The sequence below is a fragment of the Streptomyces sp. NPDC001663 genome, assembly GCF_042893105.1.
Lineage (GTDB): Bacteria > Actinomycetota > Actinomycetes > Streptomycetales > Streptomycetaceae > Streptomyces.
The window spans coordinates 531,339-550,897 of sequence record NZ_JBIAUR010000002.1 but is presented as its reverse complement, the minus strand read 5'-3'; the positions used below and the strand labels follow the sequence as shown (position 1 = coordinate 550,897).

At 71.1% G+C, this 19,559-nt stretch carries 15 protein-coding genes; 5 read left to right on the top strand and 10 right to left on the bottom strand.

The window, feature by feature from the left end; translation table 11 throughout:
• Positions 1-58: 58 nt before the first annotated feature.
• The 6 genes from ACFY1L_RS08820 to ACFY1L_RS08795 form a co-directional block, all read right to left on the bottom strand.
• Positions 59-1,000, bottom strand: coding sequence for a transketolase family protein (locus ACFY1L_RS08820; RefSeq protein WP_388820245.1), 942 nt, complete (start codon positions 998-1,000; stop codon positions 59-61).
• Positions 997-1,839 carry a transketolase gene (locus tag ACFY1L_RS08815; protein WP_388820243.1) on the bottom strand — a complete coding sequence of 281 codons (843 nt, stop codon included), beginning with the start codon at positions 1,837-1,839 and terminating at the stop codon, positions 997-999. The genes ACFY1L_RS08820 and ACFY1L_RS08815 overlap by 4 nt, the downstream gene beginning before the upstream one ends.
• Positions 1,836-3,131, bottom strand: coding sequence for a DegT/DnrJ/EryC1/StrS family aminotransferase (locus tag ACFY1L_RS08810; RefSeq protein WP_388820240.1), 1,296 nt, complete (start codon positions 3,129-3,131; stop codon positions 1,836-1,838). The genes ACFY1L_RS08815 and ACFY1L_RS08810 overlap by 4 nt, the downstream gene beginning before the upstream one ends.
• A gap of 43 nt (positions 3,132-3,174) precedes the next feature.
• Positions 3,175-4,236 carry a BtrH N-terminal domain-containing protein gene (locus ACFY1L_RS08805; RefSeq protein ID WP_388820237.1) on the bottom strand — a complete coding sequence of 354 codons (1,062 nt, stop codon included), beginning with the start codon at positions 4,234-4,236 and terminating at the stop codon, positions 3,175-3,177.
• Between the two features lies 1 nt (position 4,237).
• Positions 4,238-4,648, bottom strand: a complete 411-nt coding sequence (locus ACFY1L_RS08800) for a hypothetical protein (RefSeq protein WP_361266940.1) — start codon at positions 4,646-4,648, stop codon at positions 4,238-4,240.
• Between the two features lie 265 nt (positions 4,649-4,913).
• On the bottom strand, positions 4,914-5,645 hold the full coding sequence (locus tag ACFY1L_RS08795) for a sulfotransferase family protein (RefSeq protein WP_388820234.1): 732 nt from the start codon (positions 5,643-5,645) through the stop codon (positions 4,914-4,916).
• A 251-nt stretch (positions 5,646-5,896) separates the two neighbouring features.
• On the opposite strand from ACFY1L_RS08795, the gene ACFY1L_RS08790 reads away from it, so the two are divergent.
• The 5 genes from ACFY1L_RS08790 to ACFY1L_RS08770 are packed head-to-tail and all read left to right on the top strand — an operon-like array spanning position 5,897 to position 14,242.
• Positions 5,897-6,775, top strand: coding sequence for a RimK family alpha-L-glutamate ligase (locus ACFY1L_RS08790; RefSeq protein ID WP_388820232.1), 879 nt, complete (start codon positions 5,897-5,899; stop codon positions 6,773-6,775).
• On the top strand, positions 6,772-7,893 hold the full coding sequence (locus ACFY1L_RS08785) for a M20/M25/M40 family metallo-hydrolase (RefSeq protein WP_388820229.1): 1,122 nt from the start codon (positions 6,772-6,774) through the stop codon (positions 7,891-7,893). Before ACFY1L_RS08790 ends, ACFY1L_RS08785 begins: the two co-directional genes overlap by 4 nt.
• Positions 7,894-7,898: 5 nt before the next feature.
• On the top strand, positions 7,899-12,002 hold the full coding sequence (locus tag ACFY1L_RS08780; RefSeq protein ID WP_388820227.1) for an amino acid adenylation domain-containing protein: 4,104 nt from the start codon (positions 7,899-7,901) through the stop codon (positions 12,000-12,002).
• 10 nt (positions 12,003-12,012) lie between these two features.
• On the top strand, positions 12,013-13,167 hold the full coding sequence (locus tag ACFY1L_RS08775) for an acyl-CoA dehydrogenase family protein (RefSeq protein WP_388820224.1): 1,155 nt from the start codon (positions 12,013-12,015) through the stop codon (positions 13,165-13,167).
• 1 nt (position 13,168) lies between these two features.
• Positions 13,169-14,242 (top strand): acyl-CoA dehydrogenase family protein, encoded by a 1,074-nt coding sequence (locus tag ACFY1L_RS08770; RefSeq protein WP_388820223.1) that lies wholly within the window; start codon positions 13,169-13,171, stop codon positions 14,240-14,242.
• 3 nt (positions 14,243-14,245) lie between these two features.
• On the opposite strand, the gene ACFY1L_RS08765 is transcribed toward ACFY1L_RS08770, so the two are convergent.
• From ACFY1L_RS08765 to ACFY1L_RS08750, 4 genes are all read right to left on the bottom strand, one after another.
• Positions 14,246-14,959, bottom strand: coding sequence for a response regulator (locus ACFY1L_RS08765; RefSeq protein ID WP_388820220.1), 714 nt, complete (start codon positions 14,957-14,959; stop codon positions 14,246-14,248).
• Between the two features lie 92 nt (positions 14,960-15,051).
• Positions 15,052-15,228, bottom strand: a complete 177-nt coding sequence (locus ACFY1L_RS08760; protein ID WP_388820217.1) for a hypothetical protein — start codon at positions 15,226-15,228, stop codon at positions 15,052-15,054.
• A 125-nt stretch (positions 15,229-15,353) separates the two neighbouring features.
• Positions 15,354-18,245, bottom strand: a complete 2,892-nt coding sequence (locus tag ACFY1L_RS08755; RefSeq protein WP_388820215.1) for a BTAD domain-containing putative transcriptional regulator — start codon at positions 18,243-18,245, stop codon at positions 15,354-15,356.
• A 290-nt stretch (positions 18,246-18,535) separates the two neighbouring features.
• A complete protein-coding gene (locus ACFY1L_RS08750) occupies positions 18,536-19,552 on the bottom strand; it encodes a phosphoribosylglycinamide synthetase (protein ID WP_388820212.1) in 1,017 nt (338 codons plus the stop codon).
• Positions 19,553-19,559 lie beyond the last annotated feature (7 nt).

Here is a 19,559-nt window from a genome sequence, read left to right as displayed (position 1 = left end):
GCCCCCGCATGGGCAGTTGCTGCTCACGCGGGGGCGGAAGAGGCTCAGCGAAGCGCGGTCACACGGTGACGGCGGCCGCGTCCAGGGAGGTACGGACCGCCCTGACGACCCGCTCGGCGGTGAGGTCGTAGTGCGCGACGAGGTGTTCCTGGTTGCCGACCTCGTCGACGAACCGGTCCGGCATGCCGAGCCGCACCACTCGGGTGGGCGCCCGCTCCGCCAGTGTCTCGGCCACCGCGCCGCCGAGGCCGCCGCTGCGCCAGTGCTCCTCGAGGGTCACCACGAGCGACGCGGGGCGGGCCGCGGCCACCAGCGTCTCCGCGTCGAACGGGCGCAGGGTGTGCATGTTCAACACCGTTGCCCCGATGCCCTGTCGGGCCAGCGCGTCCGCCGCGTCGAGGCAGGCGAGCACCGGGTAGGGGCCGCAACTGACGAGCACCACGTCGTCGCCCTGGCGCAGCGTCTGCGCCTTCCCGATGACCGGCGGCGGGGCCGCGGGCAGCTCCGGGGTCGGCTTGCGGCCGAGCCGGACGTAGAGCGGTCCGGTCAGGTTCAGGCTCTGCTCGACGAACGCTTCCGTGGCAGCGGCGTCGGCAGGCACCACCACGGTCATTCCGGGCAGTACCCGCATCACGGCAAGGTCTTCCAAGGCCTGGTGCGTCGGACCGAGGTGGCCCGCGGCGAGACCCCCGTGCGTGGCCATGATGCGGACCGGCAGCCGGTTGTAGGCGATGTCGATCTTGATCGCTTCCAGCGCCCGGGAGGTGGCGAAGGCGGCCATCGTGTTGACGAACGGAACCCGCCCGCACGCGGCCATCCCGGCGGCCATGCCCATCAGGTTGTGCTCGGCGATACCGAGGTTGAGGTACTGCTCGCCGGCCGCCGCGGCGTACTCGGCGTTGAACAGACCGGTGTCGGAGTCCAGGCACATCAGCTCGGGATGCCGTTGCAGCAGGGGAAGCAGGGTGTCCCGGTACGCCTCCCGGGTCGCGCGGCTCATCCGGCGTCCTCCGTGGCTCGTAGGGCGCGGACCGCCCGTGCGTGGTTGCGCGGCGACAGCGTCACATAGTGGCTGGCACTGCGGCCGGCGAGGAACGGAAGGCCCTGGCCCTTGACCGTACGGGCGATCAGTACGCTCGGCTTGCCCGGTTCCCACGGCGCGGAGCCGAGGTGCTCCGCGAGGCCGTCCGGGTCGTGGCCGTCCACGTCGCGGACCGCCCAGCCGAAGCTGCGCCAGCGTTCGGCCAGTGGTTCCATCGGCGCGATGCCGTCGGTGGCGCCGGTCAGTTGCAGTCCGTTGCGGTCCACCACCGCGACCAGCCGGTCCAGGCCCAGGGACGCGGCCGCGATGGCCGCCTCCCACACCGAGCCCTCCTGGAGCTCGCCGTCGCCGAGCAGTACGAAGGTGCGCGATTCCCGCCCCGCGTACCGGTTGGCGAGCGCGAACCCGCAGCCCAGCGCGAGTCCGTGACCGAGCGACCCGGTCGGCAGCTCCACCCCGGGCACCGCACGCACCGGATGGCCCATCAGCCTGCTGCCGGGGCGCCCGTAACCCGCGAGTTCCTCGACGGGGAAGAAGCCCCGCTCGGCCAGCGTCGCGTAGAGGCCGACGGCCGCGTGGCCCTTGCTGAGCAGAAAGCGGTCGCGGTCCGGGTCGTCGGGCCGCTGCGGATCCACGTTCAGGACCGAGAAATACAGCGCGGCGAGCACGTCGGCACAGGAGAACGCGCCGCCGAGATGGCCGCCTTCGGGTCCCGCGCACATGTCGACGACATGGGAGCGGATGCGTGCGGCGACCGTGTCCAGGGTGTCCCGCTCCAGGACCGGGGCGGTCGTCATGCGGCCGCCTTCGCGAGCGTGGCCACCATGTCCTTGTTCGCCCACACCTTTTCGAAGGCGTCCGCGTACAGGCCGAGCAGTTCGCCGGCCCCCGGGTGCAGATGGCGCTTCTGGATGGTGAGGGAGTCGGCGATGACCGCGCGCGTCACCGGGTAGCCCTCGCCGGCGACCGTGCCGGGCGCGCCGGTCACGGACCACGGGTAGCCGGAGCCGAAGCCGACGCGGTCCACGAAGACCTTCTGGTCGGGCAGCGGCATCAGCTGGTACTGCGACATCGGTACGCCCTCGGCGCGCAGCAGCCGCCGCAGGGCCGAGCGCAGCGCCTCGGGCCGCACCCCGTCCAGGCCGAACGCGGCCGGGTCGAACCGGAAGCGCAGGATGTGCCAGGCGTGGGTGGTGTCCGGCAGCGCGGTCGGCACCTGGAGGCCGGGCAGCTGGGCGAGCCGGGCGAGGAAGGCGGTGACGTTGTCCTGCCGGGCGCGCTCGTAGTCGTCGAACCGGTCGAGCTGCGCGATGGTGAACGCGGCCTGGAGGGCGTTCATCTTGTAGTTCCAGCCCAGGCCGTACGAGATGTAGTCGCGGTCGCGACCGGCCTCGATGACCTCGCCGAACTGCCGGCCCCGGCGCATCGCCTCGGCGAGGTCGGCGTCGCGGGTCACGAGCAGTCCGCCTTCGCCGCAGGTCGGTATGTTCTTGCTGACCTGGAGGCTGAAGGCACCCGCGTCGCCGATCGAGCCGACCGGCCGCCCGCGGTGGGTCGCGCCGGGAGCCTGTGCGGCGTCCTCGATCACCGCGATGCCGTGCCTGCGCGCAATCTCGGTGATCCGGTCCATGTCGGCGGGCGCGCCGTGCAGGTGCACGGGGATGATCGCCCTGGTCCGGTCCGTGATCCGGCGCTCCACGTCGTCCGGATCGATGTTGAAGGTGACCGGGTCGATGTCGGCGAACACGGGAACGGCCATCTGGTGCACCGGTGCGAGCCCGGTGGCGATGAAGCTGAGCGCGGGCACGATCACCTCGTCGCCCGGCCCGACGCCGAGCGCGGCCAGCGCGAGGGCCAGTGCCGCGGTGCCGTTGGACACCGCGACGCAGTGCTCGTGGCCGAAGCGGCGGGCCCAGTACTCCTCGAGTTGGGACACCGCGTTCACCCCGTCGGTGTCGGACACCAGGCGCGGGCCGTCGAGGGCGTCGAGGACGGCCTTGCGGTCCTCGTCCTCGACCAACGGCCACTGCACACCGCGTCGGTCCCTCGGCACGGCCGCCGTACCGCCGAACGCTGCCAGCTTGCTCATCACTCTCCAGTCCACAGGGTCACGGTGGTCGATGCGTTCGCGGTCACAGCCGCGCCGCCGCCGCGCCGACGGCGTCGACCGCGCGCGCGTACGCGCCGCGCAGCACCGTGGCGTGGTGCGCGATGTCGGGTGCGGCCGCGCGCGGGTCCTCGAGCCCGTGCGCACCGGTGAACCGCAGTCCGGTCCACGCGTGCGCGACGGCCTCGACCGCGCGTCCCGCTCCGGCGAGCGCCGGATCGTCCCATTGGTGGCCGCAGCGGCGCAGCAGTTCACCGTGCAGCGATGCCTGCGCCTGCATGCCCCAGCCGAACGGATACAGCTCGCGCAGCGCCCCGGCGTCTCCCGCCCGGCACCGGTCGAGCAGTTCGCGGGCGAACTCGTCGTACCCGGCTAGACCGGTACGGGCGGAGTTGTTCGGGGGTGCCGTGGTGAAGCCGTCGACGTCGGTGCGCAGGAAGCCGCCGAGCAGTTCGGGCGTCAGGGGCGCGGGCGTGGCGTCGAGGCGGACGTCGAGGCAGCGCCGGCCGATCCGTGCGTCGCTGAAGAACGCGTCCTGGACGTCGGTCGGGTTCGCCGAACCCCAGCTGCGCAGGAACTCCTCGATCGGGACGGCACCGCGGAACGCGGGCGGCATCGCGTCGGAGACGTAGACCACCCCACGGGTCTCGTCCAGGCCGTAGATCACCACGAGGTGCGCGGCGTGCACATCTCCGTAGGCCGGCCGGAACGGCAGGTGGAAGTTGTCCACGGCGGCGATGACCAGCCGGTTGTCGGCCAGTGTCTCGCGCACCTCCCGCCAGACGTCGTTCTCGTCGGCGGGCTGCCACCAGCGCGCGTGCAGTTCGTGGTGCGGGGCCAGCGCGGCACCGAGGTCGGTGCCACCGGACTCGTCGGCGGGGCAGGGGTAGTAGAACTCCTCGGACCTGACGTCGCCCGGCAGGTGCAGGAACCGCCAGCCCGCGCCGAGCACGGCCAGCGGGTCGGCGCCCTCCCGTATCAGGAGTGAACCGAACGTGGACTGAAGGCAGCTGAGGAGGTCGCGGTACCACCACTCGGGTTCCGGTCCGGTGATCATGTACGTCCGTGTCGTCACGTCGACGGTCATGTCAGGGCTCCGTCCGCTGGAGGGTGACCGCGAAGACATGCACCGCCACGTTGCGGGGCAGCAGGATGCCGGTCAGGCCAGCGCGCCGGGTGACCGGCACACGCTGCGCCCACATGACCGCCGGAACGCCCCGTTGCACGTGGTGCGGGTAGTGCATGACGAGGCTCTCGAAGGCCTTGACCTCGCCGAACCACGCGGGCGCCGCCCAGAAGTCGGAGACCCGCAGCGGTTCCGCGTCGACCGTGCCGTCGGCGAAGCTCAGCTCGACGGTGTCCTCGCAGCGCCGTTCGGACGCCGCCAGGACATGGATCCAGTCGTAGCGGCCCTCGGGGACACGGATGAACTGTCCGGCGCAGCGGACGTTGTCCGGCCCGTCACAGACCGGAGGGAACTCGAAGGGAACACCGTCCACGTGGACGAGACTCTTGCCCGCGGGCAGGTATTCGGCCGCGAACGAGTTTCTCCATACATTGAATGCCCCCGCCCTGGTCTCCGCCGCCGCGGAGATGGCCGTGTTGTTGCGATGGCCGGAAATATCGACCGGATCGCACAGCCTTGTTCTGGCGGAGGACACCGATATGCCCGTCAAGTCACCCACCTCACAGGAACGCCTTTTTGCATTTCGAACCTAGCCGGGTCGTTCAAACTTTTCGTCCGCACCGTGATTACCTCGACGGTCACGGCTGGAGCGCGACGGCGCGCAGCTTCTCGTAGTACGGCTGGTGGTAGTCGCGATAGGCCCGCAGCACCGGATCCGCCGCGACCGCCTCGGCTCCGTCGCTCCTGCCGCGCGTGAAGCCGGCGGTCTCACTGGTCGACTTGTGCCACTTGCTGGTCGACTGCCATTCCGAGCGCATGCCCGGCTGCCAGCTCAGCGCGTCCGGAAGGAAGGGGATGCCCACGGCCTCGCAGTACGCCCGCACGGTCTCGGTCGGCCGGTCGAGCAGGTCGTCGGAGTCGATCACGACCGGTGTGGTGCCGGTGGCGGCCTGCACGGCGGTGAAGATCTCGTACAGCCGGGCGAAGCCGATCTCGTCGCGGCCGAGGACCGGGTTGAGCGCGTGGTGCGACGCGATGGCCTCGGCCGGGTCGCGGATGATGAAGGTGTGGGTCGCGGCCGAGAGGAAGGCCTCGTCGGCGAGCAGCGCCGGGTAGTGGAAGTCCGTGGTGTCCTTGAAGAACACCGGCTTCTCCGTGGCGATGGCACGCAGCGCCGCGAGCACGTCCTGCTCGGTGTGCGCGACCCGGTCGCCGAATTCCACCTCGCCGAAGTCGACCACTCGGGAGAACGGCTCGTGCACCACGACGCGGTCGTCCCGCTCCGTCATCATCCGCGCGAACGCGGTGGAGCGGCAGCGCGGCGCGCTCCACAAAGCGAGCACCGGTATCCGCTCGGATGTGTGTCCCACGTTTTCCCCCTCTTCTCTGGCGTGCAGTGAACTATTTCGGCAGGTATTCGGATCCGGTCAAGAGTGACACAGCGGCCGCCTGAGTCGGGTAATCAGAATTCGCAGCCGCAGCAGGGAGGAGTCAACGCAATGCGTCCCCCTGCATGAACTTGTCGCGGACGCGCACGGTGCCGGTGTGCTCGTAGTTTCCTTTTCACGCGGCAGGCCGGTTGTGCCGTCCGGTCAATCAGTGGTTCTAATACGGAGGTCACGTGTCAGCGACACCAGAGCGCCCGGGTGACCGCAGGATCGCGGTGCTCGCCAGCAGGGTAGGCGCGGACGAGAAACGACTGTTCGACGCGTTCGACCGACGCGGTGTCCCCTTCGACCACGTCGACACGCGTCGGCAGTGGTTCCTGGCCGGGCAGCGTGGCCTGCCCTGGGATCTCGCGCTGAACCGGGAGATCGGCCAGGTCCGCGCCGCGTACGCGGCCCGCTGCCTCACCGCGGCGGGAGTCGAGGTGGTCAACAGCGCGGACGCGACCGAGGTGTGCGGCGACAAGTGGCGCACCTCCTTGGCTCTGGAGGCGGCCTGGGTGCCGACACCGCGCACCGCGCTCGGCCTCACTCCGCAGGCCGCGCTGGCGGCCCTGGACTCCATCGGCTACCCGGCGCTGATCAAACCGCTGGTCGGCTCATGGGGCCGGCTGGTGGTTCAACTGCCCGACCGCGCAAGTGCGGAAGGTGTGCTCGAGTACGTCGCCGCGCTGCCCGGCCCGCAGTCGCACCTCGGGTATGTGCAGGAACTGATCGACAAACCCGAACGGGACATCAGGGTGATCGTGGTCGGTGGTCAGGTGCTGGGCGCCGTCTACCGGACCGGTGAGTCCTTGCGTACCAATGTGGCGCTCGGCGGGCAGACCCGGCCGTGCGAGGTGACCCCGGAGATCACCAAGCTCTCCCTCGACGCGGCCGCCGCCGTCGGCGCCGACATCGCCGGTGTCGACCTGATCGAGGACCGCGACGGCCGGCTGCTGGTCCTGGAGGTCAATCACCGGGTCGAGTTCACCGGTTTCCAGTCCGCACTCGGCGACCGGGTCGATGTCGCGGACCACATCGTCGACCACCTACTGGAACGAGCGCAACGATGAACTGGGCGTTCACTTCGTCCGGCAGCGTCACCGAGACCTATGCCCTCGGACTGCTGCGCAAGATGCTGGAGATCCCCTCCGCGTCCTACCAGGAGCGCGCGCTGGCCGACTACCTGGCCGAGGCGATGAGCGACCTGGGTTTCCAGGCGCACATCGACGGGGTGGGCAACGTCGTCGGCGTGATCGAACGCGGCGTCGGCCCCACGGTGATGCTGCTGGGGCACATGGACACCGTCTCGGGCCATGTCCCGGTCCGCTCCGAGGACGGCAGGCTCTACGGCCGGGGCGCGGTGGACGCGAAGGGACCGCTCGCGGCGATGATCTGCGCGGCGGCCGGCGCGGTGGACTTCCGCGGGCGGATCGTGGTGATCGGCGTCGTCGAGGAGGAGACCCCGCGCTCCCGCGGCGCGATGGCGATCCGGGCCACCCACGACCGGCCGGACGCGCTGATCATCGGCGAACCGAGCGGCTGGTCGAGCGTGGTGCTCGGCTACAAGGGCAAGCTGGACCTGCGCTACACCGTCAAGTGTCCTGCCACGCACCCGAGCAACCCGGTGCCGAAGGCGTCCGAACTGGCGGTCGCCTGCTGGGACGCGCTGGTCGAGCTGCTCGGGCCGGACGCGAGCCATGGCGCGTTCGACCAGCCGGGCGCGACGCTGTGCCGGCTCAACGCCGACCTGACCACGGCGACGGCGGACCTCAGCGTCCGTGTCCCGCCGGGATTCGACGTCGACGAGCTGGTGCGCGAGCTGAGTGACCGGCTGCCGGCCGGCAACCTCGACGTGCTGAACTCGGTGGCGGCCTGCCGGGTGGGCCGGGCCGACCCGGCGGTCCGCGCGCTGGTGTCCGGTGTCCGCCAACTGCACGCCCAGCCACGGCTGGTGGTGAAGACGGCCACCTCGGACATGAACACCCTCGCCGAGGTCTGGGACATCCCGATGGCGACCTACGGACCGGGCGACAGCAGCCTCGACCACGCCGACGACGAGCACATCCTGCTGTCGGACTACATGCGCGGCATCGACGTACTGGCCATCGCCATCTCGGAGTTGGCACACCTGCCCGTCCGCCCGGACGACCGGGTCCACGCGCCGCAGCCCGTAAGGAGTCTCAGGTGACCGGCATGACCGAGCGTCTCGCCGCGCTGCCCGCGGAGCGCCGCGAACGGTTCCTCAGCCGGCTGAGGGAGCAGGTGGCGGCCGCGGCCCGGCGGGGTCCGACGCCGCGCGGGAACTCGGGTCCGGCGCCCCTGTCGCATGCGCAGCGCACGCTCCGGTTCTTCGACCGCCCGGCCCCGGACGGCCCCGCCTCCGACGTGCCGCTTTGCCTGCGCCTCCAGGGCGATCTGAACGTGACCGCACTGCGCTCGGCGCTGGCCGGGGTCGTGGCCAGGCACGAGGCGCTGCGGACCGCGATCGTGGAACGCGAGGGCCGCCCGATGCAGGTGGTCGCCACCGCGGTCCCGGTCGAACTGCCGCTGGTCGAGGCGGCGGGCGACGACCACGAGCAGCGGCTCGCCGCCGCGCGGACGCTGGTCCGGGAACGGGCCGGGGTGCCCTTCGACCCGAGCAGGACGCCCATGTGGCGCGCGACGCTGATCAGGGTGGCGCAGGACGATCACCTGTTCCTGCTCGACATCCCTCGACTCGTGTGCGACGCCCGCTCGCAGGAGGTCCTGCTGCGGGAACTCGCCGAGTGCTACCGGTCGTCGTGCGACGGCGACGCGCCGCGGCTGTCCGGTCCTGAAGTGCAGTACCCGGACTACGCGGTGTGGCAGCACCGCCGGCTCGACAGCGGTGACCTGGACAGGCTGGGCGGCTACTGGCGGGACAGGCTGGCGGGCGCCGAGGTGCTGGAGTTCCCGACCGACCGTCCCCGTGGTGACAGCCGGACCTTCGCCGGCGGCAGCGGTGACTTCACGGTCGGGCACGAGGGCCTGGAGCGGGCGAGGGAGCTGGCCCGACAGGAAGGCACGAGCCCGTTCGACGTCCTCGTCTCCGCCTTCTTCACCCTGCTGCACCGCTACTCCGGTCTGGAGGACCTGGTGATCGGCTCGCCGGACGCGGGCCGGCGGCACGACGCCCTGTCCTCGGTCGTCGGACTCTTCACCGACATGCGGGTGCTGCGCGCCGATGTCTCCGGCGACCCGACCTTCCGTGAGCTGGTCCGGCGCGTCGCGCGGGTGTCGTCCGAGGCGTACGAGCACGGCGGGCTGCCGTTCGACAGCCTGGTCGACGCGGTGAACCCGGTCCGCGACCCGTCCCGCTCACCCATCTTCCAGATCGTCTTCGGTACGGAGGGCTTCGGCGCGGAGGGCGTGCCCACCGCCATCTGGCCCGGTCTCGTCGCATCGCAGGAGCGCGTCCGGTCCGGAGCCTCCCGCTTCGACATGAGCTGGAGCCTGACGCGGCCGTCGGCCGCCGGGGCCGAAGCGCTGCTGCGTATCGAGTTCAACACCGACCTCTTCGACGCCGACAGCATCGCCAGGTTCGCCCGGCACTACGACGGCCTGCTGCGCACCCTGACCTCCGCGCCGGACGCCCCGCTGTCCGCCGCGGAGGTGCTGAGCCCGGCGGACAAGGAGTTCCTCGCCGAGGTCGGCAAGGGGCCGATGCGGCCGATCCGCGAGTCCACCGTCGTGGCGGAGTTCGAGGCACGCGTCCAGGAGTCGCCCGACAGCGTGGCGGTCGTCGTCGACGGCGTCGAGACCAGCTACGCCGAACTCAACGCCCGCGCGAACCGGCTCGCCGCCCTGCTGCGCGCCCACGGCGTCGAGCCGGGCTCGCGGGTCGGCCTGTGCCTGCGCAGGAACGTGGACGTGACGACCGCGATGCTCGCGGTGCTCAAGGCGGGCGCGGCCTATGTGCCGCTCGACACCACACACCCTCCCGCCCGGGTCGCGGAGATCGCCGCCGACGCGGAGGTCAGCGCGGTGATCGCGCACGCCGAGGTCGTCAAGACCGTGAGCGAGGTCGACGCGCCCGTCCTGACGCTGGACGAGGTCCGCGAGGAACTGGCGGCGATGCCCGAGGGGAACCCGCCGCTCGCCGCGGAGCCCGGCGACGTCGCGTACGTCATCTACACCTCCGGCAGCACCGGCCGGCCGAAGGGCGTACTGCTGGAACACCGAGGCGTCGTCAACTTCATCGACTCCACGCGCGACCTGTTCGATCTGACGCCGGCCGACCGGGTGCTCGGGTTCGCCTCGGTGACCTTCGACGTCTCCGTGTTCGAGACGTTCTCGGCGCTGCTGACCGGAGCGCGGCTGTACCTGGCGACCGAGGACGAGCGGCTGTCCGTCGACCGGCTCCAGTCGCTGATGGAACGGGCCGGCATCACCGTCATCGACCTGCCCCCGACCGTGATGCCGCTGCTGGCGCCCGAGAAGTTCACCGCCCTGCGGATCGCGTTCGTCGGCGGCGAGGCGTTCAGCGGTGAGCTGGTGAACCGGTGGAACCCGGGCAGGCGGCTGTTCAACGGCTACGGGCCGACCGAGTGCACGGTGACGATGATCGTGGAGGAGTGCGCGGGCACCTGGGAGGCCTCGCCGCCGATCGGTCTGCCCATGGCCAACCATGTGGCGCACGTACTGGACGGTGACCTTCGCCAGGTGCCGGTCGGTGTGCCGGGTGAGCTGGTGATCGGCGGTGCCGGGCTCGCGCGCGGCTATCTCCGCCGGGAGGAGCTGACCGCGGAGAAGTTCGTCACCGACCCGTTCGGCACCGCGCCCGGCGGACGGCTGTACCGCACCGGCGACCTGGTGAAGCGGCTGGCGGACGGACGGCTGATCTTCCTCGGCCGGCTCGACCAGCAGGTCAAGATCCGCGGGCTGCGGATCGAACTGGGCGAGGTGGAGTCGGCCTTGACCGGCTTCGACGGGATCGGACCGGTCAGCGTGAGGGCGTGGACCGACGAGGCCGGTGCCAAGCACCTGGTCGGCCATCTGACGGGCGTCACCGAGCAGCAGGTGCCGTCGGTGCGCGAGTATCTCGGCACGCTCCTGCCGTCGTACATGATCCCGTCGTACTTCGTGGTGCTCGACGAGCTGCCGCTCACCAGCAGCGGCAAGGTCGACTGGCGCAGACTGCCCCCGCCGGACCTGACCCGGACCGACGACGGACCGGGCGACGAGACGCTCACCGAGACGGAGCGCAGGCTGCTGCGCGACGTGCTCGCTCCCCTGCTGCACGACGGCCGGCTCGGCGTGCACGACGACTTCTTCCTGGCGGGCGGCAACAGTCTCCAGGCCGTTCAGCTGATGTCGGCGATCAACCGCCGGTTCGGCGTGGAGATCTCGCTCGGCGACTTCTTCGTCTCCCCCACCGTCGCGCACCTGGCCGCCACCGTCGACTCCGTCCGCGCCGCACGGCGCGACGACGACGATCCGCTCGACGCGCTCGCGAGCCTGTCCGGGCAGAACCCTGCCCGGACTGCCGCGCCGGGTGACGACCGGGCACCGGTGGTGATGCGTTCGTCGGGCCCGGCGCAGGTGATCCTGCTGCATCCGTCGGGCGGTGAACTGTTCTGCTACATACCGCTGGCCAGGGCACTGCACGAGGACATCGGCGTGACCGGTTTCGCCGCCGATCCACGGGACGCCGCCGTGGCTCCGCAGGACGGGATGGCGGCGACCGCCGCCAGGATCGCGCAGTCCCTGATCGAGAGCGGCCTGCCGGAGTCGTGCTGCCTGGCCGGCTGGTCCTACGGCGGTGTGCTCGCCTTCGAGGTCGCCAGGCAGATCGAGCAGCAGACCGGTCAACGGCCGCCGGTGGTCCTGCTGGACGCCGCCTACGACGAGGACACCGTCCCCCTCGACGAGCCGACGGTGCGCCGGCGGTTCGTGCACGACGTCGCCAGGCTGACGGGACGCGACGGCCGGGCGGTGCGCGCGGTCCTCGACGACCCGGTCGCCGGCGTGGCCGACGTCGGGGAAACACTGACCGGCCTCGGCGTCGAACTGGAGCTCACCGAGCAGGAGTTGACCTCCCGCTTCGAGACCTTCCGGTCCTCCGCCCTGTCGATGCAGGCCTACCGGCCACCGGGCCCGTACGGCGGACGGGTCACCGTGCTCACCGCCTCGCCGCACATCGCCATGGAAGAGCAGTGGCGGACGGTGTGCTCGGGTCCGTTCCGGGCCGAAAGCGTGCCCGGCGACCACTACACCCTGTTCACAGAACCGGCGTTGAGCCGGGTCGTCGCAGCGATCGAAGCGGCGCTCGCGTCTTGAGGAGACGTACATGCGGTTCGGATTCACCGAGGAACAACAACGGTTCCGGGCGAGCGTGCGGAAGGCGCTGCGCTCCGCGGAGGTGCGTGCCGCGGCGGCGGAGGCCACCGGCGCGGACGGTGTCGAGCCGGACGCGCGCCCGCTCTACCGCCTGCTCGGCAAGCTGGGGCTGCTCGCCGTGCACTGGCCCATCGAGTTCGGCGGAGAGGGCCGCCCGCTGACCGATGCCGCGATCGTCGCCGAGGAACTGGTGCGCGCGGGGGTGCCGGACACCCTGCATGTCAACACCATCCAGATCGTCGGCCAGTTCCTGTTGATGGCGGGCAGCGACGAGCAGAAGCGCCGGTATCTGCCCGCGCTGGCCCGCGGTGAGAGTTTCGCCTCGGTGCTCTACACCGAACCGGACGCGGGATCGGACCTCGGCGCGCTGCGGGCCGTGGCCGAACCGGACGGCGACGGCTACCGGATCACGGGCACCAAGGTGTTCAGCCTGAAGAGCCGGTTCGTGGACCTCGGGCTGTGCGCGGCCCGCACGACGCCGGGTGCCGGGAAGTACCAGGGGATCAGTCTGTTCCTGGTCGACATGAACGCTCCCGGCGTCGCGGTGTCGGTCATCCCGGGCATCGGCGACGAGCACTTCCACCGGATCGACCTGGACGCGGTGCCGGTGTCGGGCGACGACCTCCTCGGGCCGCGCGACGAGGGGTGGCCGCTGCTCAATCAGGCACTGGCCATCGAACGCACCGGCCTCGACTACTACCTCAAGGCCGAGCACTGGCTGGAGGCCGCGCTGGAGGCACTGGTCGACGGCGGGGCGGACGACCCGCACGACGCACACCTCGAACAGATCGGGCGCTGGTACGGCGCGCTCAGCGCCGACCACGTCCTCGCCTGGGAGGTGCTCACCGGCCTGGCGTCGGACCAGGTCGACCAGGTCTCGACCGCCGTCGCGAAGTACCACAGCAGCGAACTCGCGCAGAGCGTCGCGGCGTGGGCCGTCGACGTCCCCACCCCTGAGCAGCGGGCCGACCGCACACGAGCGGCTCTGACCCTGGACTCGGCCTTTCGGGAGGCGCCGGGGCTCACACTGTCGGCCGGTACCTCCGAGGTGATGCTCCAGATCATGGCCACCGGGTTCGACTCCATCGGACAGGAGGAGCACTGACATGGACCTCACCCCCGACCCCCTCTTCGTCCAGTTGCGCAAGGCACTGCGCGCGGGCCTCGCCGGCGTGACCGCCCTGGACGGGGTGCACGGCGCGCCGGTGGCCGACGGAGCGTCCGGCCCGACCCGGACGGTCCTCGACGACTTGGGCGCGGCCGACTTCGAACGGCCGGCCTCCGCCGGTGGCCTCGGCCTCGGCCTGACGGCCGGGGCGCTGGTCAGCGAGGAACTGGGCCGCGCGGCATGCGGCAACTCCTATCGGGCCGACGCGATGGCGGCCGACCTGGGCGGCCCGGCCGGCGCTGCCCTGGCCGGTCTGGAATCCCTGCCGACCGGTACCGGGGTCGTCGCCACGCCGCGCGGGAACGGCTGGGAACTGACCGGCACGGCCACGGTGGACGACGTGGACCCCGGCACGCTGCTGGTGGCCACCAGGACGGACGGCAGGCCGGTACTCGTCGCGGTGGCGCGTGGTGCGGCCGGCCGCAGCACGGAGAGCGGGTGCTGGCCGCCGGTCGTCCGGTTCGAGGCCACGCCGGTCACCGCGGCCGACGTGGTCGGGACGCTGGACGACTCGCCGACCGGTCCGCTCGCGCGGGCACGGCTGCGGCAGGCCGCCCATCTGCTGGGCATCGCCGAGGGCGCGCACCAGGTCGCGGTGGAGTATGCCGGTTTCCGGCGGCAGTTCGGCACCAGGCTGCGTGATCTGCCCGCGGTCTCGTTCCCGCTGGCACGCGCCATGGTGGCGTTGCGCGCGACCAGGGCGGCGGTGTACTGGGCGGCCTGGTCGGTCGACTCCGAGCCGGACGAGGTCGGTACCGCACCCGTCATGGCGCTGGCGACGGCCGCCGAGACCGCGCGCGACGTGGTGCGGCTGAGCATGCAGAGCTGCGGGGTTCGGGCGATGACGGCGGAACTGGGTCTGCACCGGTACTTCCGGCTGGCCGCGGCCGAGTCCGTCCGGTACGGCGATCCCGCCGCACTGTGGCGGATGGTCGGCGCCGAACGCGTCCGGACAGCACGGCGCGCCGCCGCCGGCGAGGGTTCCCTCGTCACGGCGGCGGCGCGGCGGTAGCGGTCAGCTGGCGCGCAGACCGACGACCGGCTCCAGCCTCTCGTCACCGAGGGGCTGTCCGGCCGAGTGGATGAGCCCGGTCCGGTAGGCCAGTGACACGAGCTCGGCGCGGTCGCGGACGCCGAGCTTGGTGCGCACACGGTAGAGGTGGGTACGGACCGTGGCCTCACCGATGATGAGTTCGCGGGCCACCTCCTCGGTGGACATGCCCCGCGCCACCATCCGGGTCACTTCCCGTTCCCGCGGGGTCAGCTCGGTGACCTCCGGGCACAGCGCGGACTCCTGTCGCTCCGGCTGCTCGAGGAACCAGCTGACCAGGCGCTGGGCGATGTTCGGCGCGAGCATGGTCTGCCCGGCGGCTGCCGCCTGGATCGCGGTGATCAGCTCCTGGGGGCTCGCGTCCTTGCCGAGCAGACAGCTCGCGCCGGCGTGCAGCACGTCGCTCACCGTCTTGTCGGCGTCGGACGCGGTGAACACGACGACGTTGGGCGGCTCGTCCTCCTTGCCGAGCCTGCGGATCATCTCCAGGCCGGAGATGGTCTGGAGGTTCAGATCCGTGACCACGACATCGGGCCGCGTGGTGCGCACGGAGACGATGGCCTCCATGCCGTTGTCGGTCGTGCCGATCACGTCAATGTCCGGCACCGCATCGAGGAGGGTCCTGAGACCGTCCGCGATAACAGGCAACTGATCACAGATGAGCACCCGAATGGTCATTGTGTTCCCCCTCGATAAGGATCGACTCTCAGCAGCGGCTCTTCCGAGTGGCCGGAGTGCCGGGCCGCAACCAGCGGTCGCGGCCCGGCGGTTCAGCCGTTGCCGTTGTTGTCAGTCGTCCCGTGAACGACCACGTTCGTCAAAGGGGCGGAGGCGGCGGTGCGCTGCTGGACCGTCTCCGACGCGCTCGCGTCGGTGGAGGCCGTGAATCCCCCCAGAAGTGCCCCGAGAGCGATGACGGAGGCGGCGGCGACAGGGGCGAAGCGCATGAGTGAACTCCTTTGGAAAGGCAGGCCGTTTCGACTCCGCTGATGCTCCCGATCCGTCTTCCCGGCCCGTTCCCCTCTGGACACCCGCCCGATCCCCGCGTGGTGGGCCGCGCAACGCGCAGGGCTCACCGTGCGGTCTCCGGCACCTTCATGAGGGAGAAGAGGTTGTCCGCCGCCGAGCGGTGCTGCCGGGCCGTCTCCGGGTGTCCCTGGGCCTCGGCGGTACGACCGAGGCCCCACAGCGCGCACGCCTCGTCGTAGCGCAACTCCATACGGCAGGCGATCTCGTGGGCCAGAAGCTGCTGAGCCTGCGCCAGCTCCAGGTCCCCCTGCGCATACCGCACCCGCCCGACCGAGAGGTGCACGGTGGCACGGTGGATGTCGTCGGTGCTGCTGGTGGCCTTGGCGAGTGCGTGGTCGGCGCTGTCCGCCGCCTCCTCCAGCTCTCCCATGCGCACCAACACGTCGGCTCTGCGGGCGAGTACGAGCGGCAGCACCGAGGGCATGCTCATGCGCTGGCACCGTTCCAGCGCCGCGTCGGCCCAGCCGAGCGCCTCCTCGAAGCGGCCGAGGCGCTCGATCGCCTGGGAGAGGTTGCTCAGCGCGTCCACGGAGAGCTGGATCTCCTTGATCGAGTCGAAGATGGCCACCGCCCGCTCCGCCGACTCCGCCGCCTCGTCGAACCGCCCGAGCCGCACCTGGACCAGGCTGAGCGTGCTCAGCGACGAGCCGTCGAGCCGAGTGAAGCCGAGCTCCTGGGCACGCGCGTTGGCCTCCTGGCACAGCTGCAGCGCGCGCTCCAGCTCCCCCATGCTGTTGCACGCCTGTCCCAGCCGGGCCCGGCACTCCGCCTCGCTGTGCACGTCCTCCATCTGCCGGGACAGGTCCACGGCTTCCTCCAGCCGGGCGACCGCGTCGCTCAACTGCCCCAGCCGCCACTTGCCCATGGCCAGATTCATCAGGTTCAGCCGGGTCAACGACCGGTCCCCGAGCTGTCGCGACGCGCTGACACCCTTCTCCAGCGCCGCGTTCGCGCTGGCGTCGTAGGCGCGGATGCTGGAGTGGAAGCCCAGCTCACGCGGCAGCCGCGCGGCGTGCCACAGCAGTCCCTCGTGATACGCGGCGTCCACCGCCGCCAGCAGACTTTCGCGGTGCTGGTCGAGCCACTGGAGCGCCTTGTCCTTGTGGTCGAACTCGTCGCGTGCCCGGCCTTTCCCGTCGTGGTCCCCGAAGCGGCGCCGTCCGGGAAACAGCGTGTCGCACGCGCGTTCCGCCGTGTTCAGGTAGTGGTCCAGCAGTCGCCGCACCGCCTGCCCGTCCTCCGGCGCCTTCTGTCCCTGCGCGACGCGTTGCACGAAGCTGCGCACCAGGTCGTGCAGGGCGTACACCCCCGGTTCCCTGGCCTCCAGCAGCCGTACGTCGACCAGTTCCTCCAGCACGTCCTCGGCCGTCAGGACATCGGTGTCCAGCAGCGCGGCGGCTTCTTCGGCGTCCAGATAGCGTCCGGGGTGGTGCCCCAGCAGCCGGAAGGCCGTTCGCTGTTCCCGGGGCATGGACTGGTACGACAGCAACAGCGCGCCCGCCACTCCCCTGCCCTCGCTGGTGAGTTCGTCCAGGCGCCGGTCATGGTCCCGGAGCCGTTCGGCGAGTCGCTGGACGGTCCAGTGCGGACGGTTCGCCAGCCGGGCGGCGGCGATCCGGACCGCCAGCGGCAGTCCTCCGCACAGCCGCAGCAGCTCACGGGCCGCGTCCGGCTCCTTCTCGACGCGTGCGGCGCCGAGGGTGTTGCGCAGGAGTTGGTGGCTGTCCAGCTCCGGAAGGGCGCCCACGGAGAGCCACTCGGCGCCGTCCAGTCCGGTCAGCCGCGGGCGGCTGGTGATCAGGACCAGGCTGTCGGAGGAGGCGGGGATCAGCTCCCGCACCTGCTCCGAGGCGGCGGCGTTGTCCAGCACCAGGAGCATGCGGCGGCCCCGCATGTAGGACTGCCACCGCGCGGCGCGTCCCGCCGGGACCGTGGGCACCTCCTCGCTGGGGATGCCGGCGGCGGCGAGCAGGTCTCCCTGGGCCTGGAACGCGCTGAGCGGCGTCTGGCCCGGGGTGAAGCCGTGCAGGTCGATGAAGAGACTGCCGTGCGGATACTGCTCGGCCAGTTGATGGGCCGCCCGGATGGCGAGGGCCGTCTTGCCGCCGCCGCCCATGCCGTCGAGGGCCACGACCGTCGGCGAGCCCTCCGGGGCACGTCGGGCCGCATCGCAGATCCACTGCAGCTCGGAGCTGCGGCCGGAGAAGTCGGGCACGTCGAAGGGCAGTGCGTGCGGAGCCTCGGTCACCTGGGGCGGGACACGGGACACGGCGCGTTCCGGGCGGGTGAGCGACGGGTCCTGGCGCAGGATGCGTTCGTGCAGTCCGGTCAGCTCCGTGCCGGGGTCGATGCCCAGTTCGTCCGCGAGGTGCCCTCGGGCACGGGCGAACTCGTCGAGCGCGGCGGCCTGTTGGCCGGAGTGGTAGAGGGCGAGCATCAGCCGGCTGCGCAGCGTCTCGCGCAGCGGATGCTCGTCGACGAGGACACGCAGCTCGCCCGTGATCCCGGCGCCCTCGCCCGCCTCGATGCACAGATCGTAGAGCTGCTCGGCGGCGGAGAGCCGCTGCTCCTCCAGAGCCGTGGAGGCGGCGTCGACCACCCGGCCGCCGGAACCGGACAGCACCGGTCCTCGCCACAGCGCCAGCGCCTCACGCAATTGTGCGGCGGCCCGCTCCGACTCCCCTGCGTTCAGTGATTCCCTGGCTTGTTTCAACAGCTTCTGGTGGCGCAGCAGATCGAGTTGCCCGGTCTCGACGACCGCCCGGTACCCGGGCCCGTCGGTGACGATGATGTCGGGGCCGTGCGGAATGCGGCTGCGGAGTTTGGCAACCGTCTTGCGCACCTGGTGCTCGGCGCTGTCCGGCGGTTCCTCGTTCCATCCGGCCGCCACCAGACGGGAGACGGGCACGACGCGCCCGGCCTCCAGGAGCAGCATCACGAGAACGCGGCGTTGCAGAGCCCCATTGACCGATACGAGTTCGCTGCCACTGCGGACTTCCAAAGATCCCAGAACGGCGAATTCCGGCCTGGGACTTGTTTCATCTTCAATAGGTATCGATTTCGCGGCCCGCACCTTGCCCTCCCCCCGTCAGCGGGGGATGGGACACACGTCACCGCGAGACCAAATCGCCTCGCGGTCCCCATGCACCAGGCATGTTCGATCCCGCGTCCCGTCCCCCGTGCCTTCTCCTCGCTCAGAAGGAAAACATAACCACCCGGTGCGCGTCATCGGGTGGCCGGCCGGATATCGGCGACAAGGTCCTGTCGCGCCTTGGCAACTCGTTCGCGGGTCAGTTCCGGTGTGTCCCCCTCGACGACCACATAGGCGCGCCGGGCGGCCGGGGCGCCGACGGGCGGGATCCGGTCGCCGACCGTATACGGGAAGCGGGCTCCACGGACCCAGGGGGTCACCGCGATGTCCTCCGTGCCGGTGTACGTCTCCAGCCGCCCCTCGGGCAGCAGGAAGAAACCGACCTCCGCGTACTGGGAAGCGTTCGGCACGACCGGGCGGCTGCCCCTCAGGCCCGTGAAGACCGCCGCCTCCAGGTCGAACCCGCGCGCGATCTCGACGAGCAGGGGGATGCGGTCGGCGCCCAGGTGCGCACGGCAGGACACGATCCGCGGCCCGTGGGGCAGCAGCGCCACCTGCGTGTGAGCTGGGCCGAAACGGTATCCGCACGCCGTCAGCCGCTCCTCGACCGCCGCACCGATGATCTTTCGTTCGTCGTCGGTCAGCGGCGCCGGATGGAGGTAGCCCGTCACCAGGAAGTGCGGTGGCCCCGTGGTGCGTTGAGCCGTCATCCCCACGACATGGTGGGTCCCGTCCACGGTCAGCGTCTCGACGCTCACCCTGGGAGCCTCCGCAGGGGCCCAGTCGTCCTCCTCGCAGGCCTGGAGCCGTTCGTACACCGCCGGGGGGTTCGGAGACAGGCCCAGCTGCCATGCCTCCCGGACCACCGGCAGGACGGAGCTGCCGTGTCCGCAGTGCAGCACGGCGTCGATGCCATGGCGCCGCGCGGTCCGCGCGATGGCCTCGCGCAGCCCGGTCTCGTCGGTGAAATCGGTGAGCAGCAGCTCCTCGGAGACCTCTTCGACGCGCGGCGCGAAGTCGGCCTCGAGCTGTGACGGATCCCATAGCGACCAGATACGGAACCCCAACTCGGCTCCTCTTCGCACGAGTTGGTGACTCGGCATCACCAGGAGCAGCTTGAGCTGCGAGCTCTTCGGGGAGTGTGCACACATAAGGGCC